At 42.3% G+C, this 15,096-nt stretch carries 13 protein-coding genes; 11 read left to right on the forward strand and 2 right to left on the reverse strand.

Going from position 1 to position 15,096, the window contains the following annotated elements; genetic code table 11:
• Window positions 1–142: 142 nt before the first annotated feature.
• The gene (priA, locus tag PQ469_RS15510) at window positions 143–2,632 is read right to left on the reverse strand and encodes a replication restart helicase PriA (RefSeq protein ID WP_274213798.1); all 2,490 of its coding nucleotides are present in this window, start codon (window positions 2,630–2,632) and stop codon (window positions 143–145) included.
• Window positions 2,633–2,809: 177 nt separating this feature from the next.
• Window positions 2,810–3,205 (reverse strand): DUF423 domain-containing protein, encoded by a 396-nt coding sequence (locus tag PQ469_RS15515; RefSeq protein ID WP_274213799.1) that lies wholly within the window; start codon window positions 3,203–3,205, stop codon window positions 2,810–2,812.
• A gap of 85 nt (window positions 3,206–3,290) precedes the next feature.
• Between PQ469_RS15515 and PQ469_RS15520 the strand changes: the two genes are divergently transcribed.
• The 11 genes from PQ469_RS15520 to ruvB all read left to right on the forward strand — a co-directional run bounded on the left by PQ469_RS15520 (window position 3,291) and on the right by ruvB (window position 14,991).
• Window positions 3,291–4,886, forward strand: a complete 1,596-nt coding sequence (locus PQ469_RS15520) for a hypothetical protein (RefSeq protein ID WP_274213800.1) — start codon at window positions 3,291–3,293, stop codon at window positions 4,884–4,886.
• A 132-nt stretch (window positions 4,887–5,018) separates the two neighbouring features.
• Window positions 5,019–6,464, forward strand: a complete 1,446-nt coding sequence (locus tag PQ469_RS15525; RefSeq protein ID WP_274213802.1) for a DUF5723 family protein — start codon at window positions 5,019–5,021, stop codon at window positions 6,462–6,464.
• 207 nt (window positions 6,465–6,671) lie between these two features.
• Window positions 6,672–7,529 (forward strand): SPFH domain-containing protein, encoded by an 858-nt coding sequence (locus tag PQ469_RS15530; RefSeq protein WP_274213804.1) that lies wholly within the window; start codon window positions 6,672–6,674, stop codon window positions 7,527–7,529.
• A gap of 4 nt (window positions 7,530–7,533) precedes the next feature.
• Complete coding sequence (locus tag PQ469_RS15535; protein WP_274208496.1) at window positions 7,534–8,067, forward strand: hypothetical protein; 534 nt, start codon at window positions 7,534–7,536, stop codon at window positions 8,065–8,067.
• Window position 8,068: 1 nt separating this feature from the next.
• Window positions 8,069–8,233, forward strand: a complete 165-nt coding sequence (locus PQ469_RS15540; RefSeq protein WP_274208497.1) for a type II toxin-antitoxin system antitoxin — start codon at window positions 8,069–8,071, stop codon at window positions 8,231–8,233.
• On the forward strand, window positions 8,233–8,754 hold the full coding sequence (locus PQ469_RS15545) for a hypothetical protein (RefSeq protein ID WP_274208498.1): 522 nt from the start codon (window positions 8,233–8,235) through the stop codon (window positions 8,752–8,754). Before PQ469_RS15540 ends, PQ469_RS15545 begins: the two co-directional genes overlap by 1 nt.
• 77 nt (window positions 8,755–8,831) lie before the next feature.
• Window positions 8,832–10,010 (forward strand): acetyl-CoA C-acyltransferase, encoded by a 1,179-nt coding sequence (locus tag PQ469_RS15550; RefSeq protein WP_274208499.1) that lies wholly within the window; start codon window positions 8,832–8,834, stop codon window positions 10,008–10,010.
• 384 nt (window positions 10,011–10,394) lie between these two features.
• Window positions 10,395–11,321 (forward strand): hypothetical protein, encoded by a 927-nt coding sequence (locus PQ469_RS15555; protein ID WP_090649880.1) that lies wholly within the window; start codon window positions 10,395–10,397, stop codon window positions 11,319–11,321.
• Window positions 11,322–11,450: 129 nt separating this feature from the next.
• Entirely contained in the window at window positions 11,451–12,947 is a 1,497-nt protein-coding gene (locus tag PQ469_RS15560; protein ID WP_274208501.1) for a POT-type proton-dependent oligopeptide transporter, read from the forward strand.
• Between the two features lie 48 nt (window positions 12,948–12,995).
• Window positions 12,996–13,727 carry a polyprenol monophosphomannose synthase gene (locus PQ469_RS15565; RefSeq protein WP_274208502.1) on the forward strand — a complete coding sequence of 244 codons (732 nt, stop codon included), beginning with the start codon at window positions 12,996–12,998 and terminating at the stop codon, window positions 13,725–13,727.
• Window positions 13,728–13,968: 241 nt separating this feature from the next.
• Window positions 13,969–14,991 (forward strand): Holliday junction branch migration DNA helicase RuvB, encoded by a 1,023-nt coding sequence (ruvB, locus tag PQ469_RS15570; RefSeq protein ID WP_090650437.1) that lies wholly within the window; start codon window positions 13,969–13,971, stop codon window positions 14,989–14,991.
• Window positions 14,992–15,096: the final 105 nt, after the last annotated feature.

Raw genomic sequence — 15,096 nt, forward strand, 5'->3', positions numbered from 1 at the left:
TCTATCAGTCGTGCATGACTGATAGAAAAGTTCGTGAATAGATCCTTCGTACCTCAGGATGACAGTCTTTTATTTTTGAGTGTTATCTTCTCTTCAGAATCCGCGGATTTTACCGCTCAGAATGACAAAAGGGAAATATTATTTAGTACGGATCCACATCCGGCTGTACAATACTCCCTTTACTCAGCTTAGTGGTCTGAAACTGTACAATCACATCCTTTAGTATCGCCTTTGCCTTTACAATCGAAATCCCATCCTTCTCAAACTTTAACATGATGGATTTGATATAAAAATTACGAATGCGGCTAATCAACGGCGACTCGGGGCCAATTACTCTTTCACCAAAGTGCTTACGCAACTCATTGGCCAGGTAAACCGACTGGTTATACAGTATTTCGGGATTTTTATGCTTGATGTCTAAATTAATAATACGGTAGAACGGCGGGTATTTGAAGCTTTTACGCTCGGCCATTTCTGTGTAGTACAAATCGCTGTAATCATTAGCAATTACCTGTTTAATAACGCGATGGAACGGATCATAAGTTTGTATCACCACCTTTCCCTGCTTGCCCCTGCGGCCTGCCCTGCCGCTTACCTGGGCAAGCATCTGGAAACTGCGCTCATTGGCGCGGTAGTCCGGAAACTTGAGCAAACTATCGGCATTAATGATCCCGATTAAGGTAACGTCGCTAAAATCGAGCCCCTTGGCTACCATTTGGGTACCTACCAGTATATCTATCTTTTTTTCCTCCAGGTCGTTCAATATGGTTTGCAGCGAGTTACGCGCACGTGTGGTATCCAGGTCCATACGGGCAATACGTGCATCGGGCAACAGCAGGCTTAACTCGTCCTCAATTTTCTCGGTACCAAAACCCTTGTATTCCAGGTGTGTGGATCCGCAGGCCGGGCAAATAGATGGCGAATCTTCCTTATAACCGCAGTAATGGCAATGCAGCTTGCCGCTGCTTTTATGATAAGTAAGGCTTACATCGCAATTGATACATTTGGGCGTAAAGGCGCAAATTTTGCACATGAGCACCGGGGCATAGCCACGCCGGTTCTGAAACAGGATAACCTGCTCTTTATTAGCCAATGCTTCGGTTATACCGGCCATCAACACGCTGGTAAAATGCGATTGAATTGTCTTTTGCTTCGTTTCCGTAGCGATACTCACAACTTCCACATCGGGCAACTCTACCCCTCCAAAACGCTCGGTAAGTTCTGCAAAACCATATTTTCCGGTTTTAGCATTATGATAACTTTCAAATGATGGCGTAGCCGAACCTAACAAAACTTTGCCATGATGCATGTTGGCTAAAAATATGGCAGCATCACGGGCGTTGTAACGGGGAGCAGGATCAAACTGTTTGTACGATGTTTCGTGCTCTTCGTCAACAATAATCAACCCAAGGTCATTAAATGGTAAAAACAGGGATGACCGGGCACCCAATATCACCTTATAATCGTTGTTGAGTACTTTTTGCCAAACCTCTACCCGCTCATTATCATTAAAACGGGAGTGGTACACACCAATGTCGGCGCCAAAATAGATGCGCAACCGTTCTATGATGTGGGTGGTAAGCGCAATCTCGGGCAACAGGTAAAGCACCTGCCTGTCGTTGCGCATCATCTCCTCTATCAGCCTGATATAAAGCTGCGTTTTACCAGACGAAGTTACTCCGTGAAGCAACGTAACATCTTTTTCAAGGAATTGCCGCCCAATGCTTTCCAGCACTTCCGTTTGCTGGTCGCTCAAGTCAAAATTGGTAATAGCATCCAAATCTTCCTCAAAATGAAGCCGGCTTACGTTCTTCTCTACAGCGAATAATATTTCTTTTTCTATAAGTGATTTTATACTCGATTCTCCCGCCCCACTCTCCTCAATCAGTTCATTTTTGGTGACAGCCTTTTGGGTACGCGATAGTTTGATGTATGCCAGCAAGGCATCAGCTTGTTTAGGCGCGCGTTTTTCCAGTATCGGAAATAGCTCGCGCAGGTTATCGGGATTGTTATAAACCGGGTTTAGGGCGATAAAAGTACGTTTACGGGGCTTGTAACGCTCACTTACTTCTTCGCTGATGTGGATGAGGTTTTTCTCAAACATCAGCTTCAAAATAGGCATAACCGTTTTTTGACCTAACAGTTTAGCAATATCGCTTATAGTTAACTCGGGCTGAATATCCAGCGCCTCCACAATCAAAAACTCCTTGTCGTGCAGCGCGCTCCGGTCTATATCAAATTCCTTACTAAGTTCTATTTTGGTTTCGCTGGCCAGTTTCAAGGCCGCGGGCAGTGCAGCATTCATTACCTCGCCTACGTTGCACATATAATAATCGGCCACCCATTGCCAAAAATGCAATTGGTGGGGCGTAACCACCGGCAGGTTATCCAATATGTCAATAATATACTTGGCCTCGTATTTTTCAGGCGCCAGTTCGCTGATGTCTTTAACAACCGCAGTATAAAGCTTGCTTTTACCAAACTGCACTACTACCCTTTTGCCAATGGCAATAGCATCGTTCATTTCAAAAGGTACGCGGTAAGTGTAATTTTTTGAGATAGACAGCGGCAAAATCACTTCTACAAAAAGCGTCTTACGATCGGTGTGCTCAAATTCGGTAAACTCTAACATTTGTTTTTAGCAGAGTCAAGAATTAAGAGTCAAGAATTAAGACAACGCTGGTCTATTTCCCGTCTAAATCCCTGATGGTGAACTTTTAAATTTTGCATGTTAAAATTGATCGAGAGTTAGAATTCAAAAATGGTTACCAATTTTCCGTCTTGACTCTTGATTCTTAACTCTTGATTCTTATTTAATTTCCCTATCGCCCAAGGCAGCTATCGCCATCATCAGCCAGCCTAAAATAAACAGCAAGCCGCCCAATGGTGTTACCGGGCCCATGTATATCAGCCAGTTCCAACCTATAATGCCGCGGCAGCTTAACAGGTATAATGACCCTGAAAAAAATATTATCCCGAAGGTAAACAGGTAATAAGCGGCTTTAATCAGCTTCCCTTTTGGTTCTTTAAAGGTAGATAGAAAAAGCAGGGCAAATACGTGGTAAAAATTATATTGTACGGCGGTGTGCCAAACCTCTAACTGGCTGGGTTGCAAAACTGCTTTAAGCCCATGCGCCCCAAAAGCACCGGTTATTACAGCGAGCATTCCTAAAAGCGAAGCGGTGACGATTATTTTTTTGTTCATGCAGATATAAAAAGCTAAGTTAACCAATTGAAAGTATTACTTTAATGCCGCAGGGTAAAATTCTATCTTTGTAAAGCAAACTGCTATGAGACGACTGATAGTAACCACCATAATTTTACTGGCTGCCACTGTATTTATAACGGTTGTATATTTTAAAAATTTAAACCCGCCAGGGGTGCGCAATAACCAGGTAATGCAAAGCATTCCAGATAACGCGGTTGCTGTGTTTGAATTTAACAACGAAAAAGGCTTTTATGATATTTTTAATGGCAACCACCTGTTAGCCGCAACTGTTGGCAAACAAAAATTAAGCGATTTGGATACCATGCGCAGGTTGCTTATGTTGTCCCCGCTGTCTGATCAGTTTTTTTCGGGCCAAAATGTATTTATCTCTGTTCATCCGTCAGATACCGGTGATATAGGATTATTGGTAACCACAACGGCATCTGTTGGTTTTGATCCAAACTCATTTAACCAGATAACGGGGCAATCAAAAGGTGCGCTTTCAATTACTATTAACCACAATGCTATCGGGCCCGAATACGATATTTTGATAAAAAGTATCAACAAGCATTTTTATATCATTAAAAAAGAAGATAATATTTTTGTAGGCAGTTTTTCAAAAGCGTTGATAGATTTAAGCGCATTATACAAAAGCGACAAAAGCAAAACCATATTTGTCCCTCTGCCCGATCAGCAAAACGCCAACTCGCTGGCCAACTTATACATCAATTACGGCCAGTTGTCGCCCCTGTTTGATGAGGTTTTTAAAAACAATAATACCGATATTTTCAAAAGCTTCCGTTTATTGCCGGCCGTTGCCGCCCTGAGCATAAATTATAAAAACGATGCTTTAATGTTTAACGGGATAACCAGTTTAAACAATCACACCTATAGCTATCTAAACCTGTTTACCAAGCAGCAGCCTGTTGACAATCGCTTGAAAGATATGTTCCCCGCAACTACGGCCTATAGCATTTGCTTTGCCGTATCCGACCCGCAAAAATTTGAAGCCGATTTGTCCCAATGGCACTTTAAGGCAGGTGTAAACGCCGAAAAGGATAAGCTTTTCGGTAAAATTAAACAGGAAACCGGCCTGTTGTTAAAAAACGAATTTGAGCCCTTATTAAGTAATGAATTTGCGGTGGTGACAACCCGGTACCAGGAAAAGTTTGCCATTATTTCGGTTAAAGATGGATCAAAGCTATTGCCTTTGATGACCAATATCAGCACCATGGTAAGCGATGGTATAGGGCAGTTTAATTACGAAAAAATACCTTTTTTTTTACTGGGCGATGCTTTTAGCATTTTCAGAAAACCTTATTTCATGGTCATAGATAACTACCTGGTGCTGGCTGCGTCGTCATCAGAACTAAGCAGCTATACCGATACCTATATCAACCGTAAATTCATCAGCAAAACCGGGCAGTATAACGAGTTTGACAATTTGCTGGCCGAGCGAAGCAATGTTGCTTTTTTTATCAACTTTAAAAACGCACAGCCGATATTAAAGCGCGACCTTAAAAACCCATTTTATGACGCCTTTGAAAACAACCACCCCGGCTGGAAAGATTTTTACGGGGCCGCTTATCAATTTACAGCGTCTGACAGGAACTTTTACACCAATTTTTGCATGAAAATAAACAAAATTGACACCGCAGCGTTTACTAAAAAAAATTAATTTGGCGGGTTCACAACCAATTTATGCCAAAATGCGTTAAAAAGCTTGATTATTTTACCCTTTTTTACAGATAACCAGTTTTGAATTTTATCTTTAAAAAATCAAAACGGACTAAGGCTCGCGAGATATAATATGAATAAAATTTACATCGTTTTTTTCTTTTTGCTCATTTCTTTCTCGGCCTCGGCCCAGCAATTTTCTCAGTATAACACTGGTACGCTTTATGATTCGTTCGAAAACCCATCGGTAAGATCATTTATACCCGACTCAAGCAGGCAATATGCATTTAATTTTTTCATACCCAACTTTAATGCCAATGCTTATGTTACCGGCGACATACAACAGTCGCTAAAAAGACGCCTATTTGCATCGCCAAACACTTATCAATCAGCACAATTAGAAATTGGCAAAAGCAAATACAACCATGTTAATGCCAACGTTAATGCTTATGCGATTATGCTTAAATCTTTCACAAGTCTTAATGGCGATGTAGAAATGGGCCTTTCGTATCAATTAAAAGCAGAAAGCCGTGGCCTTATATCTGATGAAACAATTGCTTTGTTTGACGATGTACGTAATTTTAAAGGCAATCCTTACGATGATATCTTTAACAATCATTTTCAATATCAAACCTATAACCAGATCAGTTATTCGTACCGCGAACGGATTAATAAGCAGTTTGCCTTTGGTTTTAAGTTGAGTGCTTTGCTGGGCATAAAATATTCAAAGCTCGATGTTACAGGTTCACATGCTGTGTTTGATACGGTTAATAACCAGGCTACCGTCAGCATGCGCGGCCGTTATTATTCGAGCTACATACCGGGCCAGCCTTCGGCACACGATTACCTGCCTACGTTCCGAAGCCCGGGCGCTTCTATAACCATTGGAACATCTTACATAACTGACGATAAAATAACCATACAGGCAAATATTAAAGATTTAGGCTTTATACACTGGAGCAGCCGTTCGCTTGCTTCTGATTTTGATAATACTACAACCATAACCGGGTTAAGGTCAGGTGGCCGGGAAGATAGCATCTACAATGCCGTAATTAAGCTGTTCAGAAGCACTGAGGCTATGTCTAAAATCGGTTCGTTCACTACAAAAACAAATGCAAGGGGCGAATTGAGCGCATCAAAAACATATTGGATAGATTACGATAATAATTTTAAATACACGCCAACCCTTATAGGCTCCAAAGAGTTTTGGTTTACTGGGTTTACCGCTGCATTGGTTAACCACGTGCAGTATCAAAACTATACCGCCACAATTACTGCCAGTTACGATGATATGAAGTTATTTAACGTAGGCGCCCAACTGATGTATAAAACCCCCAATTTTGAAGTTTACGGAGGCTCCGAGAGGCTTATTAACACGGGCAGGCTTGCTTTTGCCGCGCTGGGCAACCAAACACAAATAGATCATATTGGCACCTACTCGGGTATGGATATATTTCTGGGTTTTTCGTTGAAATTTGGTGCCGTAATTGAGCACCCCATGAATTCAAGCTACATCCCTATGGGCGAAAAAGGTTTCTTTGGCAGGCTTTGGGGACGATTGTTTAAAACAGGCAATTAAAAAAAGAGCCAGGAAGCTATAATCAAGATACTTCACTTATCTGTTGTTACATTAATTTTCATCGTTAACCGAGCTCGATACAGCTTTGTTAAATTGACATTCCGTCGTTAATCCTCGGACTGTTAATTATTTGCCAGTTTTTTTTTGATTTTTTGATTTTAATTCTGATATCTTTGTGATATCATTTTAAAATCAAAATAAATCACCATGGACTCCGAAAAAACCATCAACCCACCATCTGGCTTTGCGGCTTTTGTCTTACTGCTTGTTGTATTGGCCGTAGCTGCCGTTTGCTTATTTATTGGCGAAGAGCCAATAGGTTCCATATTAGGTATACTGGGTTTTATTTTTATACTGCCCGGGCTGGTTATTGTAAACCCCAACGAATCAAAAGTGCTTACCCTTTTTGGTAAATATGTGGGTACCGTAAAAAAAGACGGCTTTTTTTGGGTAAACCCTTTTACCGTAAAAAGAAAAGTTTCGTTAAGGGCATTTAACCTTAACGGGCAGCAATTAAAAGTAAACGACAGCATTGGCAACCCTATTGAAATTGCTGCTGTTATTGTGTGGCAGATAAAGGACACTGCCAGCGCCGTATTCGCGGTCGAAAATTATATCCAGTATGTAAACATACAAAGCGAAGCTGCCGTAAGGCACCTGGCCAATTCGTTCCCTTATGATAACCTGGAGGACGAAACCGCCACCATTACCTTACGCGGAGGTGCCGAGCAGGTAAGCCTTTTGCTGGAAAAAGAATTAAATGAAAGGCTCGATCGCGCCGGCATTGAAGTTTTGGAAGCAAGAATATCACACCTGGCCTACGCGCCGGAGATTGCACACTCTATGTTACAGGTACAACAGGCTTCGGCCATTATTGCCGCCCGCAGGCTAATTGTTGAAGGTGCTGTAGGGATGGTGGAGATGGCGCTGAATAAACTATCAGAAAAAAACATAGTGGAACTTGACGAAGAAAAGAAGGCGGCCATGGTTAGCAACCTGCTGGTTGTGCTATGCGGCGACAGGAGCGTTAACCCCGTTGTAAACACAGGCACGTTATATCATTAATAACATGGAGCAGTTCAGAAGTTTTGACCAGCTGCGCACCAACCAGCTTATCATTATAAGAAACGGCTTTTTCAGGCCGTCCTTTGAGCTTAGCGACGGGCAGTTCAGCTATGGCAAACTAAGCTACGGCAACATCTGGAAAACCACGATGATATTGGAATCGGCACAAAAAACGTGGATCATAAAACGCAAGGCAATTTTTAGCCGCACTTTATTGATAAAGGATGTTAACGAAATAGAATTGGGAGCTATAACCCCCGAGATATTATCCCGTAAGGTAAAACTGAGCATGAACAATGGTTTTGAAGCTGTGTATGCCTACAAGAAGATTTTTACCCGCACGTTTAGCTTAACAAACGATCAATATGGCGACATTTTAAGTGTAAAAACAGCTGTGTGGGGCTTTAAAAAGCCATTTGAAGTATCGATAGACCTGGATAAGCTGAAAAGCATTCCCGATATGCCATTGCTGGTACTTTTGGGGGTAAATTTAATTTTGATAAAACAAGCGCAGGCCGCTGCCGCGGCGGGGAGTTGATATGGCTGAGAAAAAGGCATTTGTATTACGCATTAATCCCGATGTATTAAAGGAACTGGAAGCCTGGGCTGCCGAAGAATTCAGAAGCACCAACGGGCAAATAGAATACCTGATGCAACAGGCACTGCTTACACGTAAAAAAGGGGCGAAGAAGAAAAAGGAGTAATGGAATTTCAAAAAATAAAAGATCGCAAGACTTTATATTTAATCAGACAAGATTTGTTTAATGGCGAATATGTTTTAACAGATCACCAGAATAATTTTGGTAAATTAACTTACGACGGCCTGGCGCGGGAAACAGCAGAAATAGGTTCATATTATGGCGACTGGAGATTAGGTTATGATTTTGAACCATTCGGAAACGCTCAGATCATGATTTACGATAACACCGATTTGTTTTTGGGGGAAATAATTGTTGGTTATAACTACCTGCATCAACCACCATCGTTAGCTATGACAGATGGATTTACAGCTATTTTTTCGAAAGCTGATATATCGTCGAATACTTATCAATGGAAATCAAATATTTCAGGCGTTTTGATTCATATAAAAAATGCCCTATTTTCCATGACAAACACTATTACTGTTATTGATGATGATATTACCGAAGAGAAAATCACGTTACTTAGTTTTCTTGCGCAGCATCTTTTGATTCTTAAAGGCAGAAGAAAGCAGAGTTCTTACTAAACTATTATTATGCATGCATAGCTTTCAACTCTCCTCAAAATAACTAAATTTGCCCAACCAATTTTAATGAGGGACACATGAAAGAAGTAGTAATAATAGCCGCCACCCGTACGCCTATAGGTAGTTTCGGTGGTAGCTTAGCCACTATAGGCGCCACGCAACTTGGGGCGCTGGTTATCAAATCGGCAGTTGAAAAGGCCGGGTTAAAGCCAGATCAGATACAAGAAGTTTATATGGGTAATGTAATGTCGGCCAATTTAGGCCAGGCGCCGGCTACCCAGGCAGCTATATTTGCCGGCCTACCCTATTTACCTGCCACTACGGTCAATAAAGTTTGCGCCTCGGGCATGAAAGCTATTATGCTTGCTGCACAAAGCATAGACCTTGGCCAAAACGACATTGTGGTTGCCGGGGGAATGGAGAGCATGAGCAACGTACCCTATTACCTGGATAAAGCCCGCAACGGCTATCGCTTAGGCAACGGGCAAATTATTGATGGCCTGGTAAAAGATGGCCTTTGGGATGTATATAATGATTACCACATGGGCTCAGCAGCCGAGCTTTGCGCCGTTGATTGTAACATCAGCCGCGAAGATCAGGATGCATTTGCCATTGAGTCATACAAGCGCGCACAATCAGCCCAGGCCGAGGGTAAATTCAAGGATGAAATAACTCCTGTTGAACTAAAAGATAAAAAAGGCGATGTTACCCTGTTTACAGATGACGAGGAACCTAAAGCCGTTAAGTTTGACAAAATCCCTTCATTAAAGCCCGTATTTAAAAAAGATGGCACTGTAACGGCTGCCAATGCATCAACACTAAATGATGGCGCGGCGGCTTTAGTATTAATGAGCCGCGAAAAAGCTAATGAACTGGGCATTAAACCGCTTGCCCGTATTATATCTTATGCCGATGCACAGCAGGCGCCGGAATGGTTTACCACCGCCCCATCAAAGGCCATCCCATTAGCATTACACAAAGCTGGTTTGTCATCAGATCAAATCGATTTTTTCGAGATAAACGAGGCCTTCTCTGTTGTAGCCATCGCTAACAATCAATTGTTGAAGCTCGACCCCGCAAAAGTTAACGTAAATGGCGGTGCGGTTTCATTAGGCCACCCGCTGGGTGCATCGGGTGCGCGAATCATTGTTACCTTAATTAACGTATTACAACAAAACCAGGGCAAATTTGGTGCGGCCGGAATTTGTAACGGCGGCGGCGGCGCCAGCGCAATGGTTATCGAAAATTTACGTTAGTAGATTTAAATACCAGTGTAATAGCAGGTGATGAAATTTTGCGAAATATTGAAGGGGAGATGACATTCAAAAATAAAAGGCTGTCATGTTGAGGAACGAAGCTATTCGCCAACTTTTTAGCGGTCATGCATAGCTGATAGATCCTTCGTACCTCAGGATGACAGGAAATTGGATGTCACAGGTAGGCACGGCGGATTCGCGAACTTTCTATCGGTCATGCTTAGCTGATAGATACTTCCTGCTTAAGGATGATGGGCAATTTGCATACGAACATCGTTCAGCAAGCTCCGGATTAACAGCCCCCGCATTATGAACATGTTATACCCGCGACAACGAATTTTAGAATTATATAGCTATATTTAAATCAAAATCATAATTAATACCGTGATTAAAAAGCTTCTTACATCCCTCGCATCCATCCTGCTTTGTATTCATACCTATGCCCAGCACTCTGACGAGAACGCGCATATTAAACAGTTAAAACTTTACGAAGACACCCTAAAAAACTTAGGTAAAACCTTCATTAACGACGAAAACGACCTGGCACGCAAAAACGCCAACTATAAATTTATTAAAACGATGGTGAGCGCCTTAAAAACACCCAACTCGTTCCTGTATCATTTTGATTCTGTTAAAACCATCAGCATCATCAACTCGCCCGATAACCGGTTCCGTATTTTTACATGGCCTATTATGAACGAGGATGGCAGCTACCGTTTTTACGGCACCATACAAATGAATACCGGCGGTTTTTTAAAAATGTACCCTTTAGAAGATTACTCTCCCTTTTTAAAAAACCCCGAGGATTCCGTGGTAAATAACCGCAAATGGCTGGGCGCGCAGTATTATAAAATTGTACCTGTTTACGCCGCCAAAACCTACTACATTTTGTTAGGCTGGAAGGGCAACACGGTAAAATCGACCAAGAAAGTAATTGACGTGCTTTCATTTAATGATGCCGGGCCGGTATTTGGCATGCCGGTATTTGATGGCAACGGCAAAACCCGCAAACGTGTAGTATTTGAGTATGCCCGCCAGGCCTCTATGCTGCTAAGGTATGTACCCGAACAAAACCTTATTGTGTTTGACCACCTCGCCCCGCCTGATGCCAAAGAAAAAAACAAACCCGAAACCTTTGGACCCGACCTAACTTACGATGGGTATAAATTAAAGAATGGCCGTTGGGTGTATGTTGAACAGCTGGATATGCGCAACGTGCCTGATAATACCAGCAATACCGTCGACCCTCAGTATATCGACCCCAAAAAACAAGCGCTACGCGATAAAAAACTTGTTCCAACATCACATTAATTTTAGAATTATAGCCACCTTACCGGCTAATAATCAAAACAATCCACAGATAGCTTGTAACACTTTCGGTATAAAATTTTGATTTAAAAGATTTATACTACTTTAGCAAAACTTTAAGTTGACAAATAAATGCAGGAAAAAACAGCAGCACAATCACGATCGATAGGTAAAATTCCAAGGGCAGTACCATTTATTATAGGCAATGAATTTGCAGAGCGTTTCAGTTTTTACGGAATGCGGAGTATCCTGGCTGTTTTTTTAGTTCACCAGTTTTTCAGCCATGAAAATTCGGTTGAAGCCAATGCCCACTCCAACAGTATCAACCACATGTTTTCTACCCTGGTTTATGCTACCCCTCTGCTTGGTGCTATCCTTGCCGACTGGTTTTTTGGTAAGTACCGCGTTATCCTTATCGGTTCGCTTATTTATACCATCGGGCACTTCCTTTTATCAATGTTTGATACCAACCTGGCCGGCTTCCAAACCGGCTTAATTATTATAGCATTTTCTGCAGGCGCCATCAAATCGTGTGTATCTGCCAATGTTGGCGACCAGTTTGACCATAGCAACCAGCACTTGATGAGTACCATTTACAGTTGGTTTTACTTCAGCATCAATGCAGGATCCATGGTTAGTTTGTTCCTGATCCCTTTAATTTATGATAAATTTGGCGCTGCCTGGGCGTTTGGCGTACCGGGGATATTAATGGCTCTGGCTACCCTGATATTCTTCTCGGGTAGTAAAAGTTATGTAAAGCTACCCGCAAAAGGCATTAATAAAGATAATTTTGTATCGGTAAGCTTTTATACACTTTTGTGTAAATTGAGCCCAAAAGCACCCGGAACTGCCTGGGAACAAGCAGAAGCCAAATACGGATATGATAAAGTTGATGGCATTAAAGCCGTTTGGCGTATCATGGCTGTATTTGCTTTTATACCGGTTTTTTGGTCGTTATGGGATATGAACAGTGCCGAATGGGTGTTACAATCTGTTCACCTCGATTTAAACTTAGGGGTTTTCGGATGGAAAATTCTTCCATCTCAAATACAAACAGTAAACGCAGTTTTCCTGTTGGCGATGATTCCCCTTTTTAATTTCTTTTTGTATCCGCTGGCCACAAAACTGGGCTTAAAGCTAACCCCGCTTCGTAAAATAGGCTTTGGTTTGTTGGTTACCGCAGGTAGCTTTTTAATCATCGCCTTACTACAGGAAAAGGTTGATAAAGGCTTACATCCTTCCGTTTGGTGGCAGATTTTTGCTTACGCGATATTATCAGCAGGCGAAGTATTGGTTTCATTAGTTGGGCTGGAGTACGCGTACACCCAATCGCCTGTATCTATGAAGAGCACCATGACCGCTATCTGGTATTTTACTTATTCGGTAGGTTCATTCTTCAATACCATTGTTAATAACAGCATTGCCAACCATGGTTATTTTGCCCGTTTTACCGGTGCATCTTTCTTTTGGCTTTTCACAGGCATCTGCCTTGGCTTTTTTGTGATATTCCTTTTTGTAAGCCCACGATTAAAGGAAAAAGCTTATTTGGTAGATGAGGTACTGGCAAAAGGACTGGATATTCACGACGATAAAGTAACTCCAATTCATCCTGATAACCCGATTGTATAATAAAATTCGTTGTTTTGTGTTTTATTCATTCAACATCAGAATTAGTTTGTGCCAGACAGTATAGTTATTATACCCACCTATAACGAGAAGGAAAATATTGAGCGGATGATCCGCAAAATATTTTCCCTTCCGCATGATTTTCATTTGCTTATCATCGATGACGGATCGCCGGATGGTACCTCCACCATTGTAAAAAATTTAATGAACGTATATCCCGAGCAGCTTTTTATAGTAGAGCGGGCGGGAAAACAGGGCTTAGGCACCGCCTATATCCACGGTTTTAAATGGGCTATTGAGCGCCATTACGACTATATTTTTGAAATGGATGCTGATTTTTCGCACAATCCCGACGATTTGCTGAAGCTGCGACAAGCCTGTATTGACGGTGCCGATGCTGCTATCGGCTCGCGCTACAGCACAGGGGTAAACGTGGTAAACTGGCCCATGAGCCGTGTACTCATGAGTTATTTTGCATCTGTATACGTGCGTTTTATTACCGGAATAGATGTTGCCGATTCAACAGCCGGATTCATGTGTTATAAACGCAAAGTACTGGAAACTATCGAGCTTGATAAAATAAAGTTTGTGGGCTACGCTTTCCAGATCGAGATGAAATACACCACGGTTAAACATGGCTTTAAACTGGTAGAAGTACCCATTATATTCATCAACCGAACCCTCGGCACATCCAAAATGTCGTCGGGCATATTTGGCGAAGCTATTTTTGGCGTAATAAAAATGAAACTCAACAGCATTTTCAGGAAATACCCGGAGGGATGATCTTGATTTCGGATTTGGGATGTTCGATTTCGGATTTATTTTAATTTTAGATTTCTATTCCACCTGCCGTTCCAAATCCGAAATCCCAATTCCGAAATCCGATATTTCTTGGGGATGTTTGATTTCGGATTTATTTATTTGAAGATTTTTGGATTTCAACTCCGCAATTTTAAATTCCCCGAATGACAAATCCGAAATCCCAATTCCGAAATCCGAAATAAAAAAACTAATTTCGTTGGTAATGAACGAGCACCTTGATCCGGCACCGGAACGCCTCAGCAATACCGAGCGTGATATCGAAAAAGTTTTACGCCCGCAACAGTTTGAGGATTTTACCGGTCAGCATAAAATATTAGCTAACTTAAAAATATTTGTACAGGCAGCCCGCCAGCGTGGCGAGGCGCTTGATCACGTGTTGCTGCACGGCCCTCCGGGACTGGGCAAAACCACGCTATCGCACATCATCGCCAATGAAATGAGTGTAGGCATCAAGATAACATCGGGCCCCGTATTGGATAAACCCGGCGATCTGGCGGGCCTGCTTACCAACCTGGAAACAGGCGATATTCTTTTTATTGACGAGATACACCGTTTAAGCCCCCTAGTTGAAGAGTATTTATACTCGGCAATGGAGGACTTTAAAATAGATATTATGCTGGAGAGCGGCCCTAACGCGCGCTCGGTACAAATCTCGCTCAACCCATTCACCCTGGTTGGTGCCACCACCCGCTCGGGCCTGCTTACCGCGCCTTTACGGGCCCGGTTTGGTATTAATGCCCGGCTGGAGTATTATGATGCCAAACTGCTTACCACTATTGTACTGCGGTCATCATCCATACTTAAAACGCCTATTACCGATGAGGGGGCTTATGAAATTGCCCGCCGCAGTCGCGGTACGCCCCGTATAGCCAATGCGCTGTTGCGCCGCACGCGCGATTTTGCGCAGATAAAAGGCGACGGTAATATTGATACCTCCATAGCCAAATATGCCCTTAACGCCCTTAATGTTGATGAGCATGGCCTGGATGAAATGGACAACAAAATATTGAGCACCATTATTGATAAATTTAAAGGCGGCCCCGTTGGGTTAAAAACCATAGCGACTGCCGTTGGTGAAGATGAGGGTACCATTGAAGAAGTTTACGAACCATTTTTAATACAGGAAGGCTTTTTAATGCGCACAGCCCGCGGCCGCGAGTGCACCGAGAGCGCTTATAAACACTTGGGCAAAATAAAACTTGGGGGCAACCCATCGTTATTTTAATTTCAGATCTTCACCTTCGGAGTTTGATTGGAGGTGAAGCTAAAGTCTCCCCTTCCGGGGGAGATTTAGAGGGGGCTTTAATAAGTTTGTGAACAATTTTCTATC

The organism is Mucilaginibacter sp. KACC 22773 (assembly GCF_028736215.1).
In the GTDB taxonomy this organism is placed as follows: domain Bacteria; phylum Bacteroidota; class Bacteroidia; order Sphingobacteriales; family Sphingobacteriaceae; genus Mucilaginibacter.

What these genes read in the sequence shown, in the direction of transcription:
- PQ469_RS15525 (WP_274213802.1), top strand. Translation starts at nt 5,019, where the DNA reads ATGAATAAAATTTACATCGTTTTTTTCTTTTTGCTCATTTCTTTCTCG.
- PQ469_RS15535 (WP_274208496.1), top strand. Translation starts at nt 7,534, where the DNA reads ATGGAGCAGTTCAGAAGTTTTGACCAGCTGCGCACCAACCAGCTTATC.
- PQ469_RS15530 (WP_274213804.1), top strand. Translation starts at nt 6,672, where the DNA reads ATGGACTCCGAAAAAACCATCAACCCACCATCTGGCTTTGCGGCTTTT.
- priA (WP_274213798.1), bottom strand. Translation starts at nt 2,632, where the DNA reads ATGTTAGAGTTTACCGAATTTGAGCACACCGATCGTAAGACGCTTTTT.
- PQ469_RS15560 (WP_274208501.1), top strand. Translation starts at nt 11,451, where the DNA reads ATGCAGGAAAAAACAGCAGCACAATCACGATCGATAGGTAAAATTCCA.
- PQ469_RS15540 (WP_274208497.1), top strand. Translation starts at nt 8,069, where the DNA reads ATGGCTGAGAAAAAGGCATTTGTATTACGCATTAATCCCGATGTATTA.
- PQ469_RS15520 (WP_274213800.1), top strand. Translation starts at nt 3,291, where the DNA reads ATGAGACGACTGATAGTAACCACCATAATTTTACTGGCTGCCACTGTA.
- ruvB (WP_090650437.1), top strand. Translation starts at nt 13,969, where the DNA reads ATGAACGAGCACCTTGATCCGGCACCGGAACGCCTCAGCAATACCGAG.
- PQ469_RS15550 (WP_274208499.1), top strand. Translation starts at nt 8,832, where the DNA reads ATGAAAGAAGTAGTAATAATAGCCGCCACCCGTACGCCTATAGGTAGT.
- PQ469_RS15515 (WP_274213799.1), bottom strand. Translation starts at nt 3,205, where the DNA reads ATGAACAAAAAAATAATCGTCACCGCTTCGCTTTTAGGAATGCTCGCT.
- PQ469_RS15545 (WP_274208498.1), top strand. Translation starts at nt 8,233, where the DNA reads ATGGAATTTCAAAAAATAAAAGATCGCAAGACTTTATATTTAATCAGA.